The organism is Roseburia intestinalis L1-82 (genome assembly GCF_900537995.1).
GTDB classification, from domain to species: domain Bacteria; phylum Bacillota; class Clostridia; order Lachnospirales; family Lachnospiraceae; genus Roseburia; species Roseburia intestinalis.
This window is the reverse complement of the sequence record NZ_LR027880.1, coordinates 1838778-1865339: the sequence shown is the minus strand read 5'-3', so window position 1 is coordinate 1865339 and position 26562 is coordinate 1838778. Positions and strand designations below refer to the sequence as shown.

Sequence of the window (26562 nt, the reverse complement as noted above, 5' to 3'; positions counted from 1 at the left end):
TTCTGTGAGTTCCTTTTTTATTATTCATGACAATAGAGTGTTTGCAGAACATGCATTCTATTGTTTCTACTACTATCCTCTCGGATGTGCTTTCAGATACACTTCCCGGATTCTTCCCTGCCCCATCTGCGAATAAATCTGTGTCGTAGAAATATCAGAATGTCCTAACATCTCCTGCACCGACTTTAAATCTGCTCCATTGCTGATCAGATGTGCCGCAAACGAATGGCGCAGCGTATGCGGTGTGATCTCCGATTCGATCCCCGCCTTCTTCCCATAAAACTTGATCAGTTTCCAGAAACCCTGACGGCTCATTGCACCACCGGTACAATTCGTAAACAGCCACGGACAGTCCGCCTGGCTGATCAGATGATCTCTTCCATCCTGCATATATCTTGTCAGTGCCTCCCTTGCGACATTCCCAAATGGAATGATCCGTTCTTTATGGATATCCGTACAGATCACATACTCCATCTGAAGATTCAGATCCGAGACTTTTAACGATATCAGCTCCGACACACGGATCCCTGTCGCGTAAAGCAATTCAAGCATCGCCTTATCCCGCAGCTCTTTCGGTGTATTTCCGGACGGCTGCTCTAACAAAAACGTCACTTCTTCCGTGGTCAGGATACGCGGCATCGTTTTTTCAATCTTAGGTGCTTTCAAACGCCATGCCGGATCCGACTCGATTCTCCGCTCCTTTTCAAGAAAATGAAAAAAAGCTTTCATTGATGCAATGCTCCTTGAAACCGTCGCCGGTTTCCGTCCTTCACGTTCTAAAAACATAACATATGCATTCAGATTTGTCTCCGTAACGGCAGACACCCCGTATACATTCTGCGCTTCCAGATATTCATTCATCTTGCGGAGATCACGTTCATAGGAAACTTCCGTATTCTTTGATGTCTGTTTTTCATTGTGAATATATTCAATAAAATCCATAATGTCATGTGTCATGTTTTTTTCCTGACTTTCTTTTTATCCTGTGTATTTTTTCATTATAATGATAAGCAGACCGAAAAGCAATCTTTTCAAAAATTTTTTACGATCATCTTAAGGAGCGGAATATTGATATAAGCTTCTGCAAATACGCCGCCGATTACCAGTATTACTGCCACCCCATAAAATACAACAGATTCTACCGCCTGTTTTATGCGGATTTTCGGATTACATACCGGTGGCCGGTACTGTCTGCTGTTTTTGCCACAAAAGCGGCACCATAGTACCGCAGCCACATAAAAAAATGCCTGTGGAAGCAGACCGACAAACGCAACTGCAACACCACGGATTCCAAGATCCGCAATCGCCATTGCAAGAAAAAATCCAAATGTTCCTGTCAGAAGACACAACCATACCGTCGATGCCACCGCATATCCGCACCCTTCCCCAAACAAAAAGAAAAAAAATGCGAACTTTCCCCGTTTCCAAAACAGCAGCCAGAACAGTCTTTCCGGTGAAATGCTGCTATATGCGAACTGTTCTAAAATCCATATATTTAATATCCGGCAAAGATCCCCTGCCTTATACTTTAACAGGTTTGCAAGAAAAACACCCACAAAAAATACAGGCAGAAACAGGCATCCTTCTTTTTTCACACACGCCCCACATACACTTTTCTTCAGTTTATGCGTTTTTCTCCTGATTCAGAAGATTTTTATATGCCAAAAGTGCAGAAACTGTTTTGGCATCCTGTAATTTTCCATCGTAGATCATCTGACAGAGTTCATCGATGTCATGTGCCTCGACATCAAGGAACTCTCCCTCATCTAAATGCTGATGTCCCGGTTTTAAATTACGCGCTAAATACACATCAATGAACTCGTCACAAAATGCAACTGTTGTTTTAAGTGACAAAAGACGCGTAAGATCATCACTGCGGTATCCCGTTTCCTCCTCTAACTCCCGTGCAGCACACACCTTTGTGTCTTCTGTAACACTGTCTCTTGATCCCGCCGGTATCTCAAGTGTCATACGGTCGATTGCATTCCGGTACTGACGCACCATCAGAATCTTTCCGTCTCCGCGTACCGGAACAACGGCTGCCGCCCCTTTTCTGTGTGAAATAAAATCCCATTCTTCGAGTTTTCCGTCCGGCAGCTGCATCGTATCTGTATAAATATCCAGAATGGCTCCATTTTTTACCAGTTCTCTTTTTACTCTCTTAACCTGTTGGTCCATACAATATTCCTCCGCTTCAATATATTCCAAGTCTGTTATTTTTTTACAGTATCTGTTCTTATTGTACCACCCTCTGCCTTTATTTTCCATCTACTTTTATACAATTTGGACACGACGAAGGCGACTTGTTACTGTTCGCAGGCAAGTGAATGGCATAGCACCGGACACTGACACACCTTTCCATCAGCTCTTATCACGTGCGTATGAACAGATGTACTTGGCAAAACAACGTCTAAAAGCAAAAAATAAAGCGGCAGATAAATAAAACGTTAAAACTTTCCTCTTCTCTTTCCAAAAAAGATTAAGGAATACACAAAAATCTCCCTTTTATAAGTTTGACTGTTATACTGATAACATCAAATTTACGAAAGGGAGATTTTACTATGACAGTCATTGAGATTGTTTTTTCTGTCATCGGGATTGGCATTATCATCGGAGGGTTTGTTTACGCAATTTACGATTCTTACTGTCAGTCAAAAGATTATCGTACATCCAGAAAAAAATAAGCTGCACACCTCTGTGTGCAGCTTATTTTTATGCCATCATACGGATACCATTTCTGATATTCTGACCTTCCATCACTTTCATGTTTCTGCCAGCCTGATTTTCCAGCATCTGCATGCCACCTTTCTCAGCCTGACTCTCCAACATCCGGTATCCTACCCGCGGGATCGTTGTAATATACTCCGGTTCTAAAGGAGAACTTTCTATTTTTTTTCGGATATTCGTCATATTGACACGAAGAATCCTGCTGTTTTGCTCTGCATATGGTCCCCATATTTTTTCCAAAAGCATCTGATATGTTACAACCGTACCAGAATTTAACGCAAGACTTTCTATGATCCGGTATTCCACCGGTGAAAAATGAACCTCCGTTCCTCCAAGCAAAACCTGTCTTTTTGTAAAATCAACCTTAAGATTTCCTGCCTCGTAATATGTATGCGCACCTACCGAAATTCTTCTGCGTAATGCGGAAAAAATCCGTGCCGCAAGTTCCTTCTCATGAAACGGTTTTACCATATAATCATCTGCTCCGGCATATAATGCCTCCACTTTATCAAGGTAGCTGCTCCGTTCCGACAGGATTATAATCGGGCAATCCGTCCACTCCCTGAACCACTGGATCAAGGTGATCCCTTCCATATCAGAAAATTTATTATCCATCAGAATCAGATCCGGACAGACACCGGTACTCATCTCCATTCCCTGTTTTCCACTTCCTGCAATATAAATCTTGTAATTTTCTTTTTCCATTGCCCTGCGGATCAGATAAGAAATGCTTGTATCCTCATCGATCAGTAATATTTTTGCTCTGTCACTTATTCTATTTTCTATCACGTTAATACGCCTCCTGTAATATCATCTTTTTATTCAATTACAGGAATACGTTTTGCCTTCTTACCATCAACAAGATGTATGTATTTTATATTCTGCCACAGTATGATCATATGGCTGCTAAATCTTTTTAGTGCCATATGCAGAATAACTGCTGGGATCATTAAAAGTACATATACTTCTACTAAAAACCGTAACATCTGAAAACGGCTCTGATTCTGTTCACCCAGCGCAGCTTCACTCTGTGTCGTTCGCGCCAGTGTAGCCGCCGGTGTTTCTTCCGGGAGACCGCATGCCTGACGTTCTGCTATTTCCGGTCCCGTCAACCGGTCTATGTGATATTCTTCTAGTTCACATTCCCCTGCCTGGTCTGCATTTTGTCCTTCTATTCCATACTTCAGGAGCCCGCCTGCGGTCAGCTCAAAACTCTGTGGTGTCTTTTCATACAAATGCAGTGTATCTGTCTGCGGTAAAAACTGAAAGAAAGATATTACGATAAATCCAATCAGGATAAACAGAAACCACTTATGCTGTTTTACTCTCTGCATTTGCCACACCACCTTTCTTTCACTCATTTTCAGATGTATTTTAACATATATTTTACATCCTGGCACTATTTTTTTTCAGAATTCCGTCTTTCTCTGATTCCATATATGCAAAAACTGCCGTACCTGTCATTTATGACACCGGTACGGCAGTCTCTTTATTTTTCATACAATAGATCGCACGCTCTGCGAGCAACCCCATTGTCACGAATTACTTCGCGTAATCTGTTACCCTTGACTCACGAATAACATTTACCTTAATCTGTCCCGGATATTCCAATTCAGCTTCGATCTGTTTGGAAATATCACGCGCAAGCAATACCATATCGGCATCGCTGATCTGCTCCGGAACAACCATGATTCGAATCTCCCTGCCCGCCTGAATAGCGAAGGATTTTTCTACACCCTTAAATCCGTTAGAAATATCTTCTAACTGTTTCAATCTGTTTGAATATGTTTCCAGTGTCTCTCTTCTGGCACCTGGTCTTGCTGCACTAATTGTATCTGCAGCCTGAATGATACATGCAATTAATGACTCCGGTTCTACATCACCATGATGCGCTTCTACCGCATTGATAATAATTGGTGACTCTTTGTATTTTCTACATAAATCCACACCGATCTGAATATGGGAACCTTCCATATCATGATCGACAGATTTACCAATATCATGTAACAATCCTGCACGTTTTGCAGTTCTTACATCTACACCGATTTCAGCAGCCAGTAATCCGGAAAGCTGTGCTACTTCAATGGAATGTTTGAGAGCATTTTGTCCGTAGCTCGTCCGGAATTTCATCCGGCCTAAAAGACGCACAAGCTCCGGATGGATTCCGTGAACACCAACCTCTAAGGTTGCTGCCTCACCTTCCTCACGAATCATTGTCTCGACTTCTTTCTGAGCCTTCTCAACCATTTCCTCGATTCTTGCTGGATGGATACGACCATCCACAATCAGTTTTTCCAAAGCAATTCTGGCAACTTCACGACGAATCGGATCAAAACCGGATAAAATCACTGCCTCCGGCGTATCATCAATGATCAGATCCACACCGGTTAACGTTTCTAACGTACGGATATTACGTCCTTCACGTCCGATGATTCTTCCTTTCATTTCGTCATTCGGAAGCTGTACAACAGAAATCGTCGTTTCGGCAACATGATCCGCAGCACACTTCTGAATTGCAGTCACCACATACTCTTTTGCCTTCTTATCAGCTTCTTCCTTTGCCTTGTGTTCCATTTCTTTGATCAATTTTGCAGTATCAATTTTAACGTCTTCTTCAACAGTCTTTAAGAGATAATCCTTTGCCTGTTCGGAGGTTAAACCGGAGATCCTTTCCAGTTCTTTCACACGCTCTTCATTGAGCTTTGCGACCTGCGCTTTCTGTCTGTTGATCTCTTCTTCCTTGGCTGCAAATCCCGCCTCGCGTTTTTCGATCGCTTCTAACTTTTTGTCCAGATTTTCTTCCTTCTGAACAATGCGTCGTTCACTGCGTCCGATCTCCGCTCTCCGCTCTTTTACCTCCTTGTCTAAGTCATTCTTGACACGGATGGATTCTTCCTTCGCTTCAAGCATTGCTTCACGCTTCTTGGTTTCTGCCGTTTTTACCGCTTCATCAATAATCTCACGCGCTTTTTCATCTGCATTTCCGATCTTAGCCTCTGTTACTTTTTTATAGTAAGCAGTTGTGACGAAATATACAACGACCGCGGTAACCAGTAGAGTGATCACAACAGCGATAATCACACTTCCCACAGGAGCACCTCCTTTATTAAATTTTCATTGTACATATAACATAAAAACATGGTTTGTTATCTGTCATAATTACAACATATAAATTTTATTCTATTTTAATATTTATGTCAAGTAGATAACTGTTCAATGTGCATAATATTGCATTTTTATTTTGCAACAATACAACATATTGTACCAAAAATCCCCCGTTTTCCTATGTTCTTATTCCTCGTATTCATCCCAGATTTTCATGACATGCAAAATATCGCTGCTCTTAAATCCACGGCGCATCAGATACTGGTAAATTTTCTGCTGTTCTTTGCGGTCACATTCTTTTGGTTCATAATGTTTCTTTTCTAAAAGCTGACGGATCTTTAACTGTTCATCACTGTCGAACACCTCATCAAGTGCCTGTTCTATCACACTTTTTTCAATTCCTTTTGCTATAAGATCCATTTTTAATTTCTGACGGCTTTTTTTCTTCTGTTGATATGAAATATAGGTCGTCGCATAGCGCAGATCATCGATATAGTGATATTTTCTGACATACTCCACTGCAAGATCCACGCACACATCAGGATACCCGTTCTGCATCAGCTTCTCCCGCAGCTGATGTTCCGTCCGGTCCATTCGTTCCAAAAGAAACATCGCACGTTTCTTCGCCCGCATTCCAAGTATTTCATAGATGATCTCATCATATTTCTCCCGGGATATGACAGTCCCCTCCCGCAAGGATAATTTTCTTACCTCACCCTTATATAAAAGGACTTCCATCCCGTTGTCAAACCGAATGGAAGTCCTTCCTTTTTCCCGGGGAATTACTTCTACGACAAGCAACTCCTGCATCTTTTATTCCTCCGCTTTTACCTCGGCTGTATTCTCTGCTTTCTTTTCAGCCGCTTCCGCTTTTTTTGCGATCGCTTCCGCTGCTTTTATGCTCTGTGCCTCAGTCTCGTTTTCCTTTGTTTCCTCAGACTCTTCCGTTCCGTCCACATTTAACATTTCTCTGACTTTTGCCTCGATCTCCTCACAGATCAGCGGATTTTCTTTCAGATACTGTTTTGCATTCTCACGTCCCTGGCCGATCTTATCTCCATTGTATGCATACCATGCTCCGGATTTGTTAACCACACCCTTATCTGCTGCAAGGTCTAAGATATCGCCCTCTCTGGAAATTCCCTGTCCAAACATAATATCAAACTCTGCTTCACGGAATGGCGGTGCCACCTTATTCTTAACAATTTTTACCCTGGTACGGTTACCAACAACCTCTCCGCCCTGTTTTAATGCCTCAATCCTTCTGACATCCATACGGACAGAAGAATAGAACTTCAGTGCACGTCCACCGGTCGTTGTCTCCGGATTACCAAACATTACGCCTACTTTTTCACGAAGCTGGTTGATGAAGATAACCACACAGTTGGATTTGCTGATGACAGAAGTCAGCTTACGAAGTGCCTGGCTCATCAGTCGTGCCTGAAGTCCGACATGCGAATCACCCATATCTCCATCAATCTCTGCCTTTGGAACGAGTGCTGCCACGGAGTCGACGATCACGATATCAACCGCCCCGGAACGTACCATGGTCTCTGTGATCTCAAGTGCCTGCTCTCCGCAGTCCGGCTGGGATATGTATAAGTTGTCGATGTCAACGCCGATATTCTTTGCATAGACAGGATCTAAGGCATGCTCTGCATCGATAAATCCTGCGATACCGCCTCTTTTCTGTACCTCAGCAACCGCATGCAGGGCAACGGTCGTCTTACCACTGGACTCCGGTCCATAGATCTCGATGATTCTTCCTTTCGGAAGTCCACCTAAACCAAGTGCAATATCAAGACTTAATGATCCGGTCGGAATCGTCTCCACATTCATATGTGCGGAATTATCACCAAGTTTCATGATGGAGCCTTTGCCGTACTGTTTCTCAATCTGTGAAATTGCAGCATCCAACGCTTTTAATTTATCATTTTTTACTGCATTGATCTCTTTATATTTATCTTCCTTTGCCATTTCTTTCCTCCGTGCGAACTTATGTTCGTTTTTTCTGTTCTAATAGTATTATATTTTTCCCGAAATGTCAACCACAAAATTGTCTGCAATTTTCCATATGCTTCCCCATCTGACATATGACAGTCTGCAGCACACCTTTTCCAGTTATGCTATTTCTTTTTATTCATGGGATAAACCGGCAGATTTCTGCCTGTGAACCGCCACCAAAGGGCGGTGAAGATTTTTATCTGACAACCTTAGCGGAAATGATTTTCCTTATCGACAAGTGTATCATAGTGGTGGTTTCTTTACAAGTAGTTTCTTTCATAAAATTAAGACTTGCCATAAAGTTAAGACTGTGTTCAGCTGCAAAAGGTATAACTGAGTTTCGTGAATGGCAAATTGCATGATACCGGGTCTGTTTTGTGCGATTTGCCGGCCATCAGGTTTTGATACACCTTTTTGCAGCTTAATCTTTGCTATAAAACATATTTACACCCTGCTGCAAAACTCTTATAATATGTCTATTCTATAAATATGAAACGGAGTTACACATGGAAAAATTACTGGTATTTCATTTAGATGACAACAATCTCAAAAAATTAAAGCAGATCACGGGGGCTTTGAAGGTCCGTGTGGAGGAGGTTCCTTCCTCTGATTATTTAAAACCATTGGAGATGATTGCAAATAAGACTGCTTCCCCTTTGATTCAGCCTTTTTCCGGGAAGGTTCCTGCGGAAAGTCTGATTGTTTTCTGTGATTTTACAGAGAAAAAGATGGATAAACTTTTAGCATCTCTCCGCAGGGATCAGGTTGTCATAGATTATAAAGCAGTGCTTACGCCGACAAATCGGAAATGGAATGTGATGCGGATGTATTTGGAGATGCAGGCGGAAAAGGCTGCTTATCAGAAAAATAAGGCATAGCCATGTGAAACTCACAGCTGCTGATGAGTTTCACACGGCTATGCCTGAAGTGATTCATCATAATAGAATGTTCGCAAAGTGTGCATTCTATTGTTTTTAGTCTTCTTTGATCTGCTCGATCATATCTATGATCTCTTCTCTTGTCTGCAGTCCGACTGCACGGTTCTGAAATAATCCGTATTTCATGACAACCAGCGTCGGGATGCTCATAATCTGATATTTCAATGCCAGCACAGCCTCCTCGTCAACATTGACTTTACCGAAGATGACCTTGCCTTCTAATTCTTCCGCAAGCGCCTCAATCACCGGTGACTGCATTTTACACGGCGCACACCACTCTGCCCAGAAATCTAATACAACCGGAAGTTTTGCACCGAGTACTTCATTTTCAAAATTATCTTTTGTGATTGTGATAACTGCCATTTTCTGTTTTCCTTTTCCTGCTGTCTAAATTCACTTAACTGACAATACCCGCGTATTACAGATTTTGCCAGCTAAACCTGTCCTTTACTCACGCCCGAACTCAGAGAGCACCAGTCCCTCATTTCGGTCAAGCACCATACCAACACTCCATGCATTGACAAATAAGAGTAACGGTCTGCCCTTTAAATCCTGGATCTTCTTCATATCCGAAGTTCCGACAAGCTTGTCCATATCGATCTCCTCGTTTTCGATCCAGCGGATATGCTCGTATGGCAGGTTGTCCATGCGGATCTCAACATTATATTCATTTTCCAGACGGTATTTTAAAACATCAAACTGAAGGACACCGACAACGCCGACGATGACTTCTTCCATACCCATATTATATTCCTGGAAGATCTGGATCGCACCTTCCTGCGCGATCTGCTGCATGCCTTTCATGAACTGTTTACGCTTCATGGTATCCACCTGGCGCACTCTCGCGAAATGCTCCGGCGCGAAAGTAGGGATTCCCTCAAACTGGAACGGTTTTGCTGTGGTAAGCGTATCTCCGATTGAGAAAATGCCCGGATCGAACACTCCGATGATATCCCCCGCATACGCCTCGTCTACGATATGGCGCTCCTGTGCCATCATCTGCTGCGGCTGCGACAGTTTGATCTTTTTGTTGCCTCCCTGCACATGTGTAACCTCCATACCGGCGGTAAATTTTCCGGAACAGATACGCATAAACGCGATACGGTCACGGTGTGCCTTATTCATATTTGCCTGTATTTTAAATACAAATGCGGAAAAATGCTCATCAAACGGGTCTATTTCTCCGATGTCAGCTTTACGCGGCAGTGGGGAATAGGTCATTTTTAAGAAATGCTGTAAAAATGTCTCCACACCAAAGTTGGTCAGGGCAGATCCGAAAAATACCGGGGAGAGTTGTCCTTTTGTGACAAGATCCATATCAAACTCTGCACTTGCCCCGTCGAGAAGCTCGATCTCCTCCATCAGCTTAGCGTATGCGTCCTGTCCGATCTCCTCGATCAGTGCAGGATCATCCGCTGCAATATGCTTTTCGGTTCCCTCTTTCGTTCCCTTTAACGTGTCGGAGAACGTCATGACCTCTTTTGTGTTACGGTCATATACACCCTTAAAATTCTTTCCGGAACCAATCGGCCAGTTGACCGGACAGGTTGCGATCCCAAGTTCTTTTTCAATCTCGTCTAACAGATCAAACGTATCATTCGCATCGCGGTCCATTTTATTGATAAAAGTAAAAATCGGAATATGGCGCATCACGCAGACCTTAAATAATTTTCTCGTCTGTGCCTCGACACCCTTTGATCCATCAATGACCATGACCGCAGAGTCCGCAGCCATCAGGGTACGGTAAGTATCCTCCGAGAAATCCTGATGTCCCGGTGTATCCAGAATATTGATGCAGTAGCCGCCATAATTAAACTGTAACACAGAAGAAGTAACGGAAATACCTCTCTCCTTCTCGATCTCCATCCAGTCAGATACCGCATGGCGTGCAGTTGCCTTTCCCTTGACGGAACCGGCAAGATTGATCGCTCCTCCGTAGAGCAGGAACTTCTCTGTCAGAGTCGTTTTACCTGCATCCGGGTGGGAAATGATTGCAAATGTACGTCTTTTTTCTATCTCTTTTCTTAAATCAGCCAAAACTATTTTATCCTCCAAAAATCCTTATAAAATCGGGATTGCCTCTCCCGCACACTCCGGCTTAATGTCAAAATAAGCAAGAATGGTTGCCGCAATATCTGAAAAGCAGCCTCTTGTTCCGTAATTAACACCCGCTCTGATCGGTTTTCCATACATCACAAGCGGTGTATATTCTCTCGAATGATCGGTCGACGGTGTGCTTGGATCACAGCCGTGATCTGCCGTGATCATTAAGATATCCTCATCTCTCATTGCAGCTATTAGCTCCGGCAGGCGCTCATCGAAATAAGTCAGTGCCTTTGCGTAGCCTTCCACATCATTGCGGTGCCCGTAGAGCATATCATAATCTACAAGATTTGTAAAACAAAGTCCCTCAAAATCCTGTTTCATATACTCGATCGTCTTGTTGATTCCATCCTCATTTCCGGTCGTGCGCACATACTCTTTGATTCCTTTTTCTGCAAAAATATCAATGATCTTGCCCACGGAACGCACATCATATCCATGTCCGCACAACTGATCTAACATCGTCACTTTCGGTGGCTGCAGGGAAAAATCATGACGGCGTACCGTTCTTGTAAAATTGCCCGGCGTGCCGACAAACGGTCTTGCGATCACGCGTCCCACACCATTTTCCCCGGTCAGTATCTCCCTTGCAATCTTACAGTATTCGTAAAGTGTCTCAACCGGAATGACATCCTCGTGCGCTGCCACCTGAAATACTGAATCTGCAGATGTATATACGATCAGTTTTCCCGTTTTCATGTGTTCTTCGCCGTAATCGCGGATGACATCTGTCCCGGAATACGGTTTATTGCAGAGCACTCCTCTTCCGGTTCTCTTCGTAAACTCGTCTAAAATTTCCTGTGGAAATCCATCCGGGTAAGTCGGCAGCGGACTGTTTGAGATGATGCCCGCAATCTCCCAGTGCCCGATCGTCGTATCTTTTCCTTTCGATACCTCCGTCATTCTCGCGAAAGATCCGGCCGGATTCTTTTCTTTTTCTCCGATCTCCATTCCGTCTATATTAAAAAATCCCAGTTTTTGCATGTTCGGCATCGAAAAATACGGACTGGATGCCGCAGCTCTTATGGTATTACTTCCCGCATCGCCGTAAGCTGCCGCATCCGGCATTTCCCCGATCCCAACGCTGTCAAGTACGATCAAAAATACTCTCTTCATGTAAAAGTCTCCATTCCTGTATGTGAAAATCCTGCTTTCCAATCCAGTTCTCTAAAGAAAAAAGCTGAGCACATGTCTCAGCCTGGTCCCCAATGTCCAAAAAACTCGGGCAACTCTGTTGTTTTTAGTATATTCAAAAATATAGAAAAATGCAATAGTATTTCATATCCTATTTTAAAAATGAGACAGCTTTAAAAAGCTGCCCCATTGAAACTGTTATTTTGTTATCTTTACTTTTTTGCCCTGTCCCTTATTTTTCAAAAGTTTTTTATAAGCCGAAAGTTTCTTTGCAGGAACTTTGATCTTTGCATTTGACTGGATACCTTTCCATGCATCCTTTCCAACGCTCTTTAACGCTGTTGATTTGATTGTAATACTGGATAATTTAGAATTGCCTTTGAAAGTTTCTTTTCCAATTTTCTTTACGCCCTTTCCAAGCGTTACTGTCGTCATCTTTTTACATCCTGAAAAAGCTAAATCACCAATGGAAGTTACCTTATCCGGTACTGTAATCTTTGTCAGTGCTGTACAATTTTGAAATGCACCTTTTCCAATGCTTGTCACATTTTTCCCAATGGTTACTTTGGTCAGTTTTTTATTGCCTTTCAATGCATTTGCAGCTATAGAAGTTACCTTGTAAGTGGTATTTCCAATCTTAATTGTCGCAGGAATCGTTATCGTTTTCGATTTGCTTTTCGTTTTTACAAATGCTACGGCAGTTCCCTGTTTTGTCACCTTATAACTGTTTTTTCCAGAGGTTACTGTTTTTCCCACTGCCGGAAGTTTCTGATTATTTTCTGTATCGATCGAAGAATCTGACTCGTCTGTAAGATACTGATACTTAAATTTATATGTTTTTGCATATTTTTCTGCGGCGGAATCTTTGTAACAAAAAATAGTCAGATCAACACTGGTGTCAAATGCACTTTTATCTATGCTTGTGACAGTTTCAGGAATTGTAATGTTTTTTAAACTTGTACAACTATAAAATGCAGAGTTACTTATACTCGTCACTCCTTTTGGAATTGTCACATTAGACAGACTACTGCACCCTGAAAAAGTAGATTCCTCTATTTGTGTAACTCCTTGCGGAATTATTACACTTGTTAGGTTTTCACAAGATTTAAATGCTACTCTTCCTATGTTTGTTACACTTTCAGGGATTATTATACTCGTTACATTCTGACAATATTCAAACGCTTCTTCACCTATGTTTGTTACACTTTCAGGTATTTTAATTTCTCCACTTTTTGCTCTAGGACACTGTATCAAAACTTTCTTTTTTTTATCGTATAATATTCCATTCTCCGATGTAAAATATTTATTATCTTCAGATACTTGTATATCTGACATGCTTGCCTCCCCCGCAAATGCCCCTACACCTATACTTTTTACATTTTTAGGAATTGTCGCATTTAATAATCTAAGGCAAAAATGAAATGCGTACTTTCCTATACTGGTTACACTTTCCGGAATCGATATGCTTGTCAAATAATAGCAATTCCAAAAAGCTTCATCACCTATCTTCACCACTGTTTTAGGGATTATAATATCTCCTTCCATTTCTCGCGGACACTGCAACAGTACTTTTTTCTTTTTATCATACAATATTCCATTCTTTGAGGAAAAATATTGATTATTTTTCGATACTTTTATCTCTTTCAGTTTCATACAGAATGAAAATACATTTCCATCCATACTCTCTAAACTTTTCGGAATTGTCACACTCGTTACACTGGGACTATTCCCGAATGCATAGTTTTCTATGCTTTTCACCCCATCCGGTATCGTAATATCTCCTCCCGAACCAGTATATTTTTTCAACACGCCTTTTTCTATCACAAAACCATTTTTATCTGCTTTTGCCGTCTTCACATCATCTGCCACATCAATATCCGTTACATCTCCAGCGTTTTCTTCTAAGACAGCCATTCCATCCGCATTTACTATCACTTTACCATCTGTGCTTTCCTGTAACTGATATGCTGCGGTATCGTCCGTTGCAGCATTGACTGTTGCTGCGCTGCCTGTACATCCCCATATCAGGGTAACCGCCAATAATCCTGCCAATAATCTTTTTTTAATCATTCCTTTTTCTCCTCGTTCATTTCATTTTTCCCATAACATAAATACTGTTTCAGGAAATTATTTTCTTTGCCATACTTCCCAGATAAGGTATCAATGCAATCAACACATCTACCCCTTTATCTGTCAAAAATTTTACCAGTTCATAAAGAATCTTTTTCGCCTGCTTTGTTTCTTTTTTGTCTGTTTCTTTTTTCAGTTCGGACAGGATTTCCTTTATTTTATGGCATTCTTCTTCCGTCAGTCCTACATTCAGTAACTGTTCTGCTGCTGTAAGCATATTACCTGTAAGTATACCGATATCAACGATCTGGTTGTTTTCCATATGGTTCATAATCTGAATAGATGTCTGCTGCGGTTTCAATGCTTCCGCACGCTCTTTTTGCGCCATCTGTAAATTATCTTTGTAATTGATCAATTTAGCCTTTACCTTACAAATATCCTCATCGAAATCAATGTAATCCGAAGTATTCACCGCACTCACACAATAAGCAGACAATCCTGTTTCAAAACCTTTGATCTCCTCTCCGTAAACACTTCTCACCTCCTCAATAAAATTGTACTTTTCTTCATCATCGATCATGTTGTCATCACATCTTCCGATATAATCACTTAATGTCTCAATTTTTCCCATTTGTTTCCCTGACTCCTCCTTTCTTATGTCCATTATACTCCTTGGTATTCATATGAGCAATATAAATATTACGTCTGAATGCTATTTTCATATTCTGTCGAACATTAAAATAAACACATATGGGGGTGATTTTATCGACGTAATCAAGAAAATAGACCATCTACTCAAAGAACGTGGCTGGAGTGACTATCGCCTTTCCGCGGAATCCGGACTTTCTACTTCAACGATTGCAAATATGCGCAGACGAAACACAGTTCCATCCATCAGCACACTTGAGACAATCTGCCAGGCATTTGGTATTACGCTGTCGCAATTTTTTCAAGAAGAAAATAACCTTGTGGAATTAACTTCAGAACAAAAAGAATTTTTTGATAATTGGGTAACACTGACAGCCTCTCAGAAAAAACTTTTTTTCGACCTGATAAAAGAATTGAAATCACCTTAAAGAACTTTTTCCTTGTCAAAATTAAACTGGCAAAAAGGGGAAGGAAAAACAGACGCCCTACTCGGCGTCTGTTACCACGATCGGTGTGATCACGATCTTATCTGCGGAAATATTGGTTTTTCGCTTCACAATATCCTCCACCTGTGCTCTTTTTGCATCAGTCACTTCTCCCATATTCAGTACGACATCACAGTTATCATCGGTAATGCTGACCACGACATCTGAAAATCCTTTTGCCTCTAAGAGCATTTCTGCTGCGGCTTCTCGCTCCGCGATATCTGTCATTGCCACCATCTTGTTCACGGCATCCTGCTTTAAGTTATCTGCAACGGATGTATTGTTTACGATCTCTAATAACGCCTCTTTATTTTTAGACCGGATCTGTTCGCGGTTTAATTTCATTCTTGCTGCATAGTCGAGATTTGCAGTGCCGGTACTTGTGAGAACCGCCTCCCCGGGATTTTCAATCTCCTCTGCATCCTGGGACGTCATGTCTGCCACATCCGCTGCATCTGCGCTCACATCTGCCACCGCATTCTGTCCATCTGCCGCATTTTCTGCAACATCCTGACCGTCCGTCACAGCTGCATCTGCCGCATCGTATGTATCTTCGCCGGTTCCTGCATCCGCAGTCTCCGTCCCATCCACAATTGCAAGTTCTTCCCCGGTTCCCTCATCTGTAAAAATATTCTCCGCCGCCAGCGGATCTTCATCGGAGATCTCATACTCCTCCTTCAGTGCATCTGTACCTGCATTTGCCGCCGTCTCCGCTGCCGTACCGTCATCAATGTGATTGTTCATGTAACTGAAATATCCCGCCACCGCAATCATCAAAGCGAGTGCTGTAATAATCAGCTGGTTTTTCTGAAATATCTTTTTCACGTTCCATCCTCCTTCGAACTCATCTTTACTACCTTAATTCTATGTGCTTCCACCTGAAATAATGCCTTTACGGCATCTGAAATATCAGAAACGATCCGTGGGCTGTCTCCCCCCTCTGCCACCACAAGCACCCCCTCGATCTCCGGAAGTATTTCTTTGCTGACATACGGAGCTTTTTCGCCGCCGCTCTCCTCATATACCGTCTCCTCCCCGCTGTCCTTTTCCGTCGTCATCTCCATACTCCCGCTGTCCGTATTAGTGACTGTTGATGTATGCTCTGTCTTATCCTTTTCTATGATATCTTCCCCCTGATCTGCCACCGTGACCATGACAGAAACTTTCCCCACTCCTTCCATCTGTCCTAACACCTGTTCTAATTTATGCTCTAAATACTCCGCATAGTCCTCTTTTTCGTATTTCTGTTCCGTCTTCTCCTGTGCTGTACCTTTCTTTTTGCTTTCTGCTAAATACTTTCCATATCCACCGGAAGGCATTGCCGCCACAAGAAGAAGCACCCCAACAAGAGCAACTGCGATCCAGTCCGTTTTTTTTAACTGGAGCCACCTTTTCTGCTGCAAAAATTCTCTGATTTTCTCCGTCATCCTTCACCACCATACGAAATCTGTATCCGATCTTCCTTAACCCCATAATATTGCACAAGTTTCTGCTTCAGTTCGTCAAGCACAATCTGGCTGCCCTGCGCTTTTCCCTGTTCCACAAAGATTCCTTCTGTGTCCCTGGCTTCTTTTTCTGCTACCGTGAGTATAATTTTTCTCACTTCATAATTTTCTGTCAGTTCCACCGATGATTGCTTTACCATAAATCCAAACTGTTCTAAATATCCTTCTGCAGTTCCCTTTACATCCAGCGCTGCCGCATTTTCATATTCTCTGCGGTAATAATCATTCCGTAAATACTCCATACGGCTGATGTCTCTTGAAGCCTCACTTAAATTTTCCGTAAACGTTTCAGACCTGATCTTATCAAGCAAAGCATCATTATCCCCCCAAAAAGAAAAAAAAGGCTGCATGACACCAATGATGAGCACAAGTTCCGTAAAAAAATAAATATATTTTTTTAATCTTCCATTCGGGATCAGCTGTCTTGCAACCACAAGCAACAGAAAAAGGGCAAAAATTTTTTGAATATACCCGATCAATACGTTCATCCGTTTCTCACTTTCTTAATAGCCAAACCCGGAGGAAGCAACCGTAAGCGCGATCGTCAGAAAAATCAGCATCACACAATATCCCATCAATTTCAGGTACAGCATCCCCCCCTGTGCCATTCCCTTTAAACATCCGGCGATTCTCTTATCTGCAACAGGTTCCACCACAGCAGCTGCAATTTTATAAAAAAGTACCATACAGCCTGCCTGTACCATCGGCACTGCCACTAAAATAATCAGTACGATCAACCCGGCTGCCCCAACACAGTTCCGGATCATAATTCCTGAACCAAGCAAAAGTTCACTGACACCATTCACTGTATTACCAATTCCGGGTATCATTGCCATTGCCCGTCCTGCTGTCCCATAAAGCAGCCTGTCCTTTGCCGGTGCAACGATCCCCTGCACAACATTCAGCCCAAGTACAATGATTCCGGCAGATCTGATTGCCCACCCGATCAGTCCTCCAATCAATTCCATCATGTTTGCAAACTTTTCTTCCTCAAAGAAATAATTGATCAGCACAGTCAGTATATAAATATGGATCATTGGCACTAAAATGGTTAAAAACAGCCACTCGATCAGATATATGATCAGAAAAGCCGTCTGATAGAAGCCCGATGCAATGCTTTCTCCCGCCGAAAAAAGCATTGCAATACTAAATGTCGGTATAAAAATCTGAAAAAAATCCACACTCTTTTCCAATACACCGCACACAATCTCACGAAACGTCAGAAATGACTGCAGCATCAAGACTGCTAATACACAGAATACAAGGATAAAACAAAGATCTGATACATAAGATGACGCAAACGCACCGGCAAAATTTTTAAGTACAGAAAAACACACGGCAAGCAGCACCACCTCCACTAATATTTTGCGGTTTTCACAGACTGACTCACATAATTGCCCCATTAGCCATGGTCCGATCTGCTGATACAGCGCCCCTGGCTTCTCCTGATACAGTAGTTCTTTCACCAGTTCTGAAAATGTAATCCCACTATCCTCTGCATCCTGTCTCATAAAATGATCCAGCTTCGAAAAATCCAGTTCTTCTGTCATGTTCCCTAAATAATCCTGAGTATTTTTTTCAGATGCGAAAACCGGAACCGTCTCAATCACACAGAGTAACAGAATACATATCACACACACTCCCCATTTTTTCATAAAAAGCTCCCGACTGTCTCTAAAAAAACCGTCAAAACCGGAATACTAAGCACCAGAATCGACAGCTTAGCAAACAGTTCGATCTGATTTCCGACTGCCGCATATCCAGCATCTTTACAGATATTCATCGCAAACTCCGCCACATAGGTGATCCCAACCATTTTTAATATCAGTGTGATATACGTCTGATCCACTGCAACAAACGTCTGCATTTTTTTTGCAAAATTGATGACAGTCTCCACCTTTCCAAGAATATAAATAAAAATGCAGATGCAGACTGCCATACTGATAAACATGCTGTATTCACTTTTTTCTTTCTGCAGTAAAAGTGCCAGAAGTACTCCTGCGATACCAAGAACCGCTATTCTTAAAATATCCATTTCATGCCTCATTCCCATTCTGTAACATCTTATAATGCAAACAGTGACTGCATTGTTTCAAACAATTCATAAATATAAGGAACAATCCAAAAGAGGACAATCAGCAATCCCGCAAGGCTTGTCAGAAATGCATGTTCCTCTCTTCCGCTATGTTTTAGCACCTGACTGATGACCGTGACTAAAATCCCGACCGCCGCAATTTTAAATATCAAATTAACACTCATCCGTAATCCAGTCCCCTCTCTTGCTTGCCGTATACACACTTTATTTTTGCGTTATATAAAAAGTATCACTAACATCATTCCTCCTATTACACTGACCGCCCCGGCCACTCTCTGCTTTTCTCTCTGCTCTTTCCGCTCTTGTTCGATCACAAAATCAAGCCTCTCTAAATAAATAGAAAGCATTCTTTCATTCTCTTTTATATTTCTTCCAAAAAAAGCATTTCCGGCATTCGCAATAATCTCAAGTTCAGACGCACAGATTCCCAATTCTTTTCGATTTTTCCAAAATATATCCCACCAGATTTCACCTCCGCTTTCTCCCTTTTTTGCAGCAAGACGATCAGCAATCTGTCCGCATACTTTTTGCAACACCACATCGTTCGTCAGCGTCGGTTGATTCAAAATATGCTCCATCGGAAGTAATGCAAGTGCTGCCTCTCCCGAAATATTTATGAGAAGCTGACGGATTTCATACAATCTAAGCAGATGCTGCCTGATTTCAGCGATCATGTTTACTGCAAGTCCAACCCCGGAACCTGCAACCAGAATACCACCTATCAGCTTTAGCATAACTGTTCTCTTTTTCCGTTAAAAACCTGAAAATCCCGCTCGCCGGACCGGTTATGCCGGATCAGAATAAATCGTTCAAAAATTCCACGCTTCATCCACTTTTTCAGATATGGTTTCTCCCATAATTCTTCCACCGTATCCGCATGTACTGTTCCAAGAATCCGTACCCCGGAACAGGCTGCCTGTTCGACTGCCTGAAAATCTTTTTTCCCTCCAAGTTCATCCACCGCTATGATCTGCGGGGACATGGAGCGCAGCATGAGCATCATTCCCTCTGATTTCCCACATCCAGATAAAACATCCGTTCGTATTCCCATATCATTTTGTGGAATTCCAAGATGACAGGCTGCAATCTCAGACCTCTCATCCACCACACAGATTTTCATACCTTCCCAGCCTTCTTTCCCATTTGAGAGACTGCGGATACAATCCCGCAGACAGGTTGTTTTGCCTGCACCCGGTTTTGACACCAGCAGTGTATTATAAATACTTTCTCCGTCCTTCAGAAAAGGCAGAATTTTTTCTGCACATCCTTTTTTTTCATGTGCCACACGGATATTCATAAAACTAATATATTTGATCCCTGTAATACCTTCCCTGTCTTTTGCAATCTCCCCTGCAATTCCAACCCGGTGACCACCCTCAATTGTAATATATCCCTGCCTTAGTTCCTCCTGGTATGCATACAGGGAATACTCGCTGATATAGCTTAACATCTCTGCAATATCTGCGCCCGTTATTCTGTAACATGCTCTTGCATTCTGTACGCTTTCTCTGACACAGGCACACATTTCACCGTCCATATCCGTCAGATAACGTGTTTTCCCGGAATACGCAAGCTCGATTGGCTGTCCTGCCCGGATCCGGATTTCCTCAAGATCATTCAGCCACAGATTATTTTTTATTTTTTTTCTGATATGTACCGGAAACAAAACTTTTAGGTTTTCCATATGCCTCCTCCCTTTTCTTTTAATTCATTCTATGAGACAGGCTTATTTTTATGCATAAAAATACCGACCTGCCAAACGTAAGACTTTTCTTAACGTTTCGCCGCCGGTATTTTCTTTTATTTTTTATCTGTAATCCATTACAAGGAACATCGGTTTGATGGCTACGATTTCATCGTATTCCTCCTGTTCCACTACCACACTGGAATTTAACGCTTTTAAATCCTCTTTCAGCACTCTAAGTGCCGCCGGTATCGTCTCTGCGCGTCCTTCCTTTAAAATATCCTGCATCCTCTTTAGTACAACCGGATGTGCATAACATGCCGGAACCGGGAAATCAGGATATGTTTTGATATATTGTTCCATCTCGTCTACCGCATTTAATAACTGCTTTTCAATATAGCTTCTGTTATTATGTGACGTCGGCAGTACACTAGCACCGGAAAACAAAAAGATTGCTGCAAGACCGAACAAAAGGAAATAAATTCCAAATCCTGCGTGTGTAGCCAATGAATATATACCATACCCAAAAGCTCCAAGTCCCATCAGTGTAATTGCAAGTGCAACCCATTTGTATGCCGGATTACTCCGGTCATAAACTCTTTTCTTCTTAGCTGACTGACTCAGATTCAAATACAGATCTGTATCCTTATGAAGATATTTGATTGCATTATCGAGACAGCGGATATTTTTCTTTGCAGTTTCTGAAATATTTCCGATACGCTGCTTTTCTTCCATCCGCTTTGCCTTCTCCGCGAGTTTTTGCTCCGCAACCTCACTGTGCAACGGTATCTGCGGAAAGTTGACCTCCACATAAGCAAGCAGGCGGTCCACATCCTCCTCATGTTTAAAATTGCACTGCTTTTCTTTGCCATCATCATATTCAACCACGAGATAAGGCAGCGTGCCAAATGCACCTTTACCGGTAAATCCACCTTTGCTCATCGCAATTCTTTTGAAAATACGCTTCACCGACTTCATCGGAACATAGTATCTTCTTTCTATGTAGAAACTGTTCAGATAAATGGCTTTCTTACCAACACCACATGGTCCAAATTTTCTGCATGTCTTTTTGTCTTCCGTCAATTCCATGTCGGGCAGTGACAGGTTGCCCAGTCTCTGTGGTTTCAACATCTTCCTCAGCTCCATTCCTGTATTACTTTTTATACCTGTTAAGCATCGCTGTCATGTATTACATTTTTGCCGGTTTCTTTGTTGCGTGGATAAAAATTCCCAAGAATACAACAGCCAGAATGATTCCCACCGGATATGCAACTGCTGTAGAGAATCCAAGGCACTCATCTGCGCAGAAGAAATAAGTCATGGATACGGCACTCATAAAGGTTGCCGGTACAGCCGTGATCCAGTAATTCTTTTTCTCACGGAACAGATACATGCTTGCCGTCCATAATACGATCATGGCAAGTGTCTGGTTCGTCCAGCTGAAATATCTCCATACAACCGCATAATCCAGATGTCCTACAAAAGCACCAACTGCAAGAAGCGGTACACAGAGTAACAGACGTTTCTGGATCTTATCCTGATCGATCTTAAACCAGTCTGCCAGTACCAGACGTGCACTTCTGAATGCGGTATCACCGGATGTGATCGGGCAGACAATAACACCGATCATGGCAAGTGCTACACCAACGCTTCCCATTGTCTTGATACATACATCATAAATAGCTGCGGACTGTCCACCGGAAAGGATCTCTGCGAGTCCTGTGTTTAAACCACCTGTAACCTCATAAATAGAACATCCTGCTGCTGCCCAGATCAGAGCGATAACGCCCTCAGCAACCATTGCACCGTAAAATACGAAATGTCCCTGTTTCTCAGACTTCATACAACGTGCCATAAGTGGTGACTGTGTGGAATGGAATCCTGAGATTGCTCCACATGCTACTGTGATAAACATGAAACTCCAGATCGGTTTGCCATCCGGATGCATGTTACCGAAATGACTCCAGATCTCCGGAATCGTATATTCGGAATGTGTAAAAATACCAATGATAACACCCACCGCCATTATGATCAGGCAGATACCAAACAGCGGGTAAATACGTCCGATAATCTTATCAATCGAAATAAATGTTGCAATAAAATAATAAAGAAGAATGATCCACAGCCAGAACTCTGCGCTTGTGACAATTCCTGTCACACCACTGTTCTTAAACAGTGTAACGATAAGTCCTGCAGGTCCTACTGCGAAAACGGTACCTACCATTACAAGCAGTACAACACTGAATACACGCATGACATTCTTCATCACATTTCCAAGGTAAATACCACATACCTCTGAAATGGAAGCACCATCATTACGTTCGGAAAGCATACCGGAAAAATAATCATGTACACCTCCTGCAAAGATGGTACCAAACGTGATCCATAAAAATACAACCGGTCCCCAGAGAGCACCCTGCATAGCACCGAAGATCGGTCCTAATCCGGCAATGTTTAACAACTGCACCAAAAAGAGCTTCCATTCCGGCATGACAACATAGTCAACCCCATCGTTGATCCTTACTGCCGGTGTCTCTCTGTCATCCGGTGCGAATGTGTTCTCCACTACCTTACCATAAACAAAGTACCCACCAATTAATAACGCCAGGCAAATAAAAAAACTAATCATAATAACACCTCCCATATGTATAAATGCTAGTTTCTTATTGCTTACCCTTATTATAGTACTTATCACTTAAAATTCAATACGTTTTTTCATTTTTTTGTCTATTTTATACAATATCAACAATGTATTTTCGAAAAAAAAGAACCATAAGCCAAATCCGGCTTACGGTTCTTTTTTTCAATCTTAGTATCTTGTAGATGTATTAATCTGCAGACATTCAGAAACCTTCGTTTTTTCATTATAGCAATACACATATATGTATCCATAATTGTTTGACACTGTGATCTTCTTAGAGAAACTGGATTTATTTACTCTATAGTTATTATAACTTCCTGTTCCGGATGTCACATGAACGCTTGAGATCTTCCAGCCACTTTTCAGTTTGATGTCCAATTTTTGTTTTTTAAATGCCTTGTTCGTTCTAAGTACATCATTTTTATTAAATTTTGAAAGCAGGTTTGTTTTTCCGATTTTAAATGTCTTGCATGGATTGGTGTATTTTTTGACTGTAAATGTTGTTTTTAACTTTACACCTTTTACCGTACATGTGATCGTACTCTTAGCTGCTTTCTTGCCAAACTCAACACGAATGTAACCATCTCTCGGTGCAACCTTAATGTATTTGTTACTGCTCTTTAAATTTTTGATTTCTTTTGCTTTGCTGCAGCCCATAATACTGATTACACTTGAGAATCTGCTTAAGGCACTCCCTGGCTTATAAGTCACAACAGTTGCTGAATATGGATTCACATAAACCCTGCCGCTTGCCGCCTGTACTTCAACGTTTCCCTGTGGTGCCACTGCACCGGCTGTCAGAGTCATCACAACCGCAAGTGCAAACGCAATTACCTTTTTGCTTAACTTTTTCATATTAATCCTCCTTGTTTTGCTCCTTGTTTTGCTTTTCAAAAACAGTATACCATATTTTCTTCTGACAGAAAATAAGACATTTTTCCTACATACGCTCCGGTGCAGAGAATCCGAGCAGATCAATACTGGTTTCAAGGACGGATTTTGTCAGTTCTAACAGGCGGATATAGGATTTCTGAACCGTTTCATCCTCCTCGGACATGATCTTTGTCTCATGATAGAAACTGTTAAATGCATTGGCAAGATCATAGATATAGGAACAGATCTTGTGTGGTGCTGTATCCGCAAATGCTCCATCGATCACTGCATTAAATTTAGAAATCTCTAACATCAGGTTCTTCTCGCTCTCAGAATGTGCAGACGTAATCACTGCACCTTCTGCACTCTTTCCTAAGTCATGATACTTGTGCAGAATGGATTTGATACGAACGATCGTATACAGGATATATGGTCCGGTATTTCCCTCAAAGGAGGTGAACCGGTCAATATCAAAAATATAATCTTTACTTGCCTGATTAGAAAGATCTCCATATTTGATTGCGGCAAGTGCAACTGTTTTTGCAGTTTCCTTTGCTTCTTCCTCGCTGATTCCAAGATTCTCTTTTGCCTTCTGGTTTTCGGTAATCTTCTTTAACATCTCATTATCAATCTCAGATACAAGATACTCTAAACGCATGACACCACCATCTCTGGTCTTAAACGGCTTTCCGTCCTTGCCGTTCATCGTACCGAATCCCAAGAATTTTAATTCAGTCTCCGGTTTTACCAGTCCGGTCTTTCTTGCGCAGCGGAATACCTGTACGAAATGAAGTTCCTGTCTCTTATCTACCACATAAATGATCTCGTCCGGGTCATAATCTTCCTCACGCCATACGATCGTTGCAAGATCGGTCGTATTGTAGAGGGATGCACCGTCTGATTTTAAGATCATACAAGGCGGGATCTCTTTCGTATCGGTGTCTTCTTTTACATCGACGACCAGTGCTCCGTCACTGACATAGGCAAAACCGTCATCTTTCATCTTCTGCACCATTGCCGGAATATAAGGCTGTGCATCAGATTCACCTTTCCAGAGTTCAAAAGATACGTTCAAGTTCTCATAGTTTTTCTTTAAGTCTGTCACAGACACGTTTAAGATATGGGAAAGTAATGCCTGATAGCCCTTTCTTCCATTCTGCAGCTCATAAGTTGCCTGCATGGCTGCCTCTTTGTACGCCTCATCCTCTTTTGACTTTTTACTTGCGGTCGGATAGATCTCCTCCAATTCAGAAATCGTAAACGGTGCTTCTTTCGGATATTCCCCCTCAAAGTTTTCATCGAAGTAGACAAGATCCGGCTGACGCAGCTTTAACTCCGTAATGATCAGTCCCATCTGTAAGCCCCAGTCGCCTAAATGTACATCCCCGATCACCTTATGTCCGGCAAACTTGCCGATTCTTTTGATACTCTCACCGATGATTGCAGAACGTAAATGTCCGACATGAAGTGGCTTTGCTACATTTGGTCCGCCGTAATCGATCATGATCGTCTTAGGATTTTTTGCCTTCTCACATCCAAAACGGCCTTCATCTTTCTGCATATCTGCCACATAAGACGCTAAAAATGCTTCATCCAGCTTTAAATTTAAGAATCCCGGTTTTACGGATTCTGTCATGGAAAACATGGATGCCTCTGCAAGTTTTGCAGCAACCTCGTCTGCGATCATAAACGGTGCCTTTTTGTATTCTTTGGCAGCCGCCATTGCGCCGTTGCACTGATATTCACAAAGATCCGGTCTGTTAGATAAAGTAACCTTTCCATATTTTGCATCATAACCACAGTCTGTGAATGCTTTGGTCACTTCATCCGTAATCAAATCTAAGATTTTCTTCATTGTATTTTCCTTTCCATGCGGTATCACACCACTTTTTTCTTCTATTTATCCTCGTATCATTGTATACATTGCCGGAGAAATTGTCAAACAATAGTTTACGGCGGCAAAGACAACTGTCCCTGCCGCCGTAATTTCCAGACCTTGGTTTTAAAATAAACTTTTATTCGTTTTTAAAGATCACACTGCGGTAATTATTTAACACTTTATACAAGATCATACCTAACACATAGCAGGAAATCACTTCGCCGATTCCGACAGTCAGCATAAAGAATGGGATCGTCCCCTCTGCCATGTACACATATGCAAGTACAAATGGTACAATGACCGTGTTTGCCACGATCGGTGGTAACGGAGCCAGCCATTTGTGCTTTCTTAATGCATAAGTTCCACACGCTCCGATCAGTGTTGCAAGGCTGCCAAACACAACATCAAGCGGCATGCAGCCGGTGAGCAGATTGCTTAACAGGCATCCGATAAAAAGTCCCGGAATGGCTGCCGGCGTAAATACCGGTAAAATGGTAAGTGCTTCGGAAATCCGGACCTGAATTGCGCCGGAGGCAAGATTGAATGCGCTGATAAAATAGGTCAGCACAACATAGATTGCTGCGATCAGTGCAGCCTGTACGATAAGTAATACTTTTTTGTTTCTCATTTGTTTCTCCTTTAGTTTTGTTTTACGAGTGGAAGGTCTCGAA

29 protein-coding genes are annotated in these 26562 nt (G+C 42.1%); 3 read left to right on the top strand and 26 right to left on the bottom strand.

The genetic code is table 11. The features are described 5' to 3' along the window. Positions 1 to 72: 72 nt before the first annotated feature. The 3 genes from xerD to RIL182_RS08715 form a co-directional block, all read right to left on the bottom strand. Positions 73 to 957, bottom strand: coding sequence for a site-specific tyrosine recombinase XerD (gene xerD, locus RIL182_RS08725; RefSeq protein ID WP_118597851.1), 885 nt, complete (start codon positions 955 to 957; stop codon positions 73 to 75). A 74-nt stretch (positions 958 to 1031) separates the two neighbouring features. Then, complete coding sequence (locus RIL182_RS08720) at positions 1032 to 1595, bottom strand: hypothetical protein (RefSeq protein ID WP_006857635.1); 564 nt, start codon at positions 1593 to 1595, stop codon at positions 1032 to 1034. A gap of 28 nt (positions 1596 to 1623) precedes the next feature. After that, the gene (locus RIL182_RS08715) at positions 1624 to 2178 is read right to left on the bottom strand and encodes an NUDIX hydrolase (RefSeq protein WP_015560654.1); all 555 of its coding nucleotides are present in this window, start codon (positions 2176 to 2178) and stop codon (positions 1624 to 1626) included. Positions 2179 to 2561: 383 nt separating this feature from the next. Here RIL182_RS08715 and RIL182_RS21965 point away from each other — a divergent pair, with 383 nt between their 5' ends. Continuing rightward, a complete protein-coding gene (locus RIL182_RS21965; RefSeq protein WP_006857634.1) occupies positions 2562 to 2684 on the top strand; it encodes a hypothetical protein in 123 nt (40 codons plus the stop codon). A 28-nt stretch (positions 2685 to 2712) separates the two neighbouring features. Here RIL182_RS21965 and RIL182_RS08710 read toward each other — a convergent pair whose 3' ends face one another. The 5 genes from RIL182_RS08710 to recA form a co-directional block, all read right to left on the bottom strand. Then, entirely contained in the window at positions 2713 to 3516 is an 804-nt protein-coding gene (locus tag RIL182_RS08710; RefSeq protein ID WP_006857633.1) for a response regulator transcription factor, read from the bottom strand. A gap of 29 nt (positions 3517 to 3545) precedes the next feature. Then, the gene (locus tag RIL182_RS08705) at positions 3546 to 4061 is read right to left on the bottom strand and encodes a hypothetical protein (protein WP_242655578.1); all 516 of its coding nucleotides are present in this window, start codon (positions 4059 to 4061) and stop codon (positions 3546 to 3548) included. Positions 4062 to 4269: 208 nt separating this feature from the next. Beyond that, positions 4270 to 5817 carry a ribonuclease Y gene (gene rny, locus RIL182_RS08700; protein ID WP_022112858.1) on the bottom strand — a complete coding sequence of 516 codons (1548 nt, stop codon included), beginning with the start codon at positions 5815 to 5817 and terminating at the stop codon, positions 4270 to 4272. Positions 5818 to 6018: 201 nt separating this feature from the next. Further along, a complete protein-coding gene (locus tag RIL182_RS08695) occupies positions 6019 to 6642 on the bottom strand; it encodes a regulatory protein RecX (protein ID WP_006857632.1) in 624 nt (207 codons plus the stop codon). Positions 6643 to 6645: 3 nt separating this feature from the next. Next, positions 6646 to 7809 (bottom strand): recombinase RecA, encoded by a 1164-nt coding sequence (recA, locus tag RIL182_RS08690; protein WP_006857631.1) that lies wholly within the window; start codon positions 7807 to 7809, stop codon positions 6646 to 6648. A 533-nt stretch (positions 7810 to 8342) separates the two neighbouring features. Here recA and RIL182_RS08680 point away from each other — a divergent pair. Next, complete coding sequence (locus RIL182_RS08680; protein ID WP_006857629.1) at positions 8343 to 8714, top strand: DUF3783 domain-containing protein; 372 nt, start codon at positions 8343 to 8345, stop codon at positions 8712 to 8714. Between the two features lie 96 nt (positions 8715 to 8810). Here the strand turns inward: RIL182_RS08680 and trxA are convergent, their stop codons facing one another. From trxA to RIL182_RS08655, 5 genes are all read right to left on the bottom strand, one after another. After that, on the bottom strand, positions 8811 to 9137 hold the full coding sequence (gene trxA, locus RIL182_RS08675; protein WP_006857628.1) for a thioredoxin: 327 nt from the start codon (positions 9135 to 9137) through the stop codon (positions 8811 to 8813). 84 nt (positions 9138 to 9221) lie between these two features. Further along, positions 9222 to 10811, bottom strand: a complete 1590-nt coding sequence (locus tag RIL182_RS08670) for a peptide chain release factor 3 (protein WP_134523236.1) — start codon at positions 10809 to 10811, stop codon at positions 9222 to 9224. A 24-nt stretch (positions 10812 to 10835) separates the two neighbouring features. Then, positions 10836 to 11993, bottom strand: coding sequence for a phosphopentomutase (locus tag RIL182_RS08665; protein WP_006857626.1), 1158 nt, complete (start codon positions 11991 to 11993; stop codon positions 10836 to 10838). A 216-nt stretch (positions 11994 to 12209) separates the two neighbouring features. Then, positions 12210 to 14081, bottom strand: a complete 1872-nt coding sequence (locus RIL182_RS08660; RefSeq protein ID WP_006857625.1) for a leucine-rich repeat domain-containing protein — start codon at positions 14079 to 14081, stop codon at positions 12210 to 12212. Positions 14082 to 14130: 49 nt separating this feature from the next. Continuing rightward, positions 14131 to 14712 carry a hypothetical protein gene (locus RIL182_RS08655; RefSeq protein WP_134523234.1) on the bottom strand — a complete coding sequence of 194 codons (582 nt, stop codon included), beginning with the start codon at positions 14710 to 14712 and terminating at the stop codon, positions 14131 to 14133. Between the two features lie 52 nt (positions 14713 to 14764). On the opposite strand from RIL182_RS08655, the gene RIL182_RS08650 reads away from it, so the two are divergent. Next, positions 14765 to 15157 carry a helix-turn-helix domain-containing protein gene (locus tag RIL182_RS08650; protein WP_006857624.1) on the top strand — a complete coding sequence of 131 codons (393 nt, stop codon included), beginning with the start codon at positions 14765 to 14767 and terminating at the stop codon, positions 15155 to 15157. A 57-nt stretch (positions 15158 to 15214) separates the two neighbouring features. On the opposite strand, the gene RIL182_RS08645 is transcribed toward RIL182_RS08650, so the two are convergent. The 13 genes from RIL182_RS08645 to RIL182_RS08585 form a co-directional block, all read right to left on the bottom strand. Continuing rightward, positions 15215 to 16039 (bottom strand): SpoIIIAH-like family protein, encoded by an 825-nt coding sequence (locus RIL182_RS08645; RefSeq protein ID WP_006857623.1) that lies wholly within the window; start codon positions 16037 to 16039, stop codon positions 15215 to 15217. Then, on the bottom strand, positions 16036 to 16641 hold the full coding sequence (locus RIL182_RS08640; protein WP_006857622.1) for a hypothetical protein: 606 nt from the start codon (positions 16639 to 16641) through the stop codon (positions 16036 to 16038). Before RIL182_RS08640 ends, RIL182_RS08645 begins: the two co-directional genes overlap by 4 nt. Then, a complete protein-coding gene (locus RIL182_RS08635) occupies positions 16638 to 17207 on the bottom strand; it encodes a stage III sporulation protein AF (RefSeq protein WP_006857621.1) in 570 nt (189 codons plus the stop codon). The genes RIL182_RS08640 and RIL182_RS08635 overlap by 4 nt, the downstream gene beginning before the upstream one ends. Positions 17208 to 17222: 15 nt before the next feature. Then, positions 17223 to 18374 (bottom strand): stage III sporulation protein AE, encoded by a 1152-nt coding sequence (locus tag RIL182_RS08630; protein ID WP_006857620.1) that lies wholly within the window; start codon positions 18372 to 18374, stop codon positions 17223 to 17225. Continuing rightward, positions 18371 to 18754, bottom strand: a complete 384-nt coding sequence (locus RIL182_RS08625) for a SpoIIIAC/SpoIIIAD family protein (RefSeq protein ID WP_015560665.1) — start codon at positions 18752 to 18754, stop codon at positions 18371 to 18373. Before RIL182_RS08625 ends, RIL182_RS08630 begins: the two co-directional genes overlap by 4 nt. A gap of 29 nt (positions 18755 to 18783) precedes the next feature. After that, complete coding sequence (spoIIIAC, locus tag RIL182_RS08620; protein ID WP_006857619.1) at positions 18784 to 18978, bottom strand: stage III sporulation protein AC; 195 nt, start codon at positions 18976 to 18978, stop codon at positions 18784 to 18786. Between the two features lie 51 nt (positions 18979 to 19029). Beyond that, positions 19030 to 19548 carry a stage III sporulation protein AB gene (locus RIL182_RS08615; protein WP_006857618.1) on the bottom strand — a complete coding sequence of 173 codons (519 nt, stop codon included), beginning with the start codon at positions 19546 to 19548 and terminating at the stop codon, positions 19030 to 19032. Continuing rightward, positions 19542 to 20498, bottom strand: a complete 957-nt coding sequence (gene spoIIIAA, locus RIL182_RS08610) for a stage III sporulation protein AA (RefSeq protein ID WP_006857617.1) — start codon at positions 20496 to 20498, stop codon at positions 19542 to 19544. The genes RIL182_RS08615 and spoIIIAA overlap by 7 nt, the downstream gene beginning before the upstream one ends. A gap of 123 nt (positions 20499 to 20621) precedes the next feature. After that, positions 20622 to 21629, bottom strand: coding sequence for a hypothetical protein (locus tag RIL182_RS08605; RefSeq protein WP_015560669.1), 1008 nt, complete (start codon positions 21627 to 21629; stop codon positions 20622 to 20624). A 58-nt stretch (positions 21630 to 21687) separates the two neighbouring features. Then, complete coding sequence (locus RIL182_RS08600) at positions 21688 to 23127, bottom strand: carbon starvation CstA family protein (RefSeq protein WP_044999151.1); 1440 nt, start codon at positions 23125 to 23127, stop codon at positions 21688 to 21690. A 180-nt stretch (positions 23128 to 23307) separates the two neighbouring features. After that, the gene (locus RIL182_RS08595; RefSeq protein WP_006857616.1) at positions 23308 to 23994 is read right to left on the bottom strand and encodes a hypothetical protein; all 687 of its coding nucleotides are present in this window, start codon (positions 23992 to 23994) and stop codon (positions 23308 to 23310) included. 85 nt (positions 23995 to 24079) lie between these two features. Continuing rightward, entirely contained in the window at positions 24080 to 25867 is a 1788-nt protein-coding gene (gene argS, locus RIL182_RS08590; protein ID WP_006857690.1) for an arginine--tRNA ligase, read from the bottom strand. A 160-nt stretch (positions 25868 to 26027) separates the two neighbouring features. Next, entirely contained in the window at positions 26028 to 26519 is a 492-nt protein-coding gene (locus RIL182_RS08585; RefSeq protein ID WP_044999148.1) for a QueT transporter family protein, read from the bottom strand. Positions 26520 to 26562: the final 43 nt, after the last annotated feature.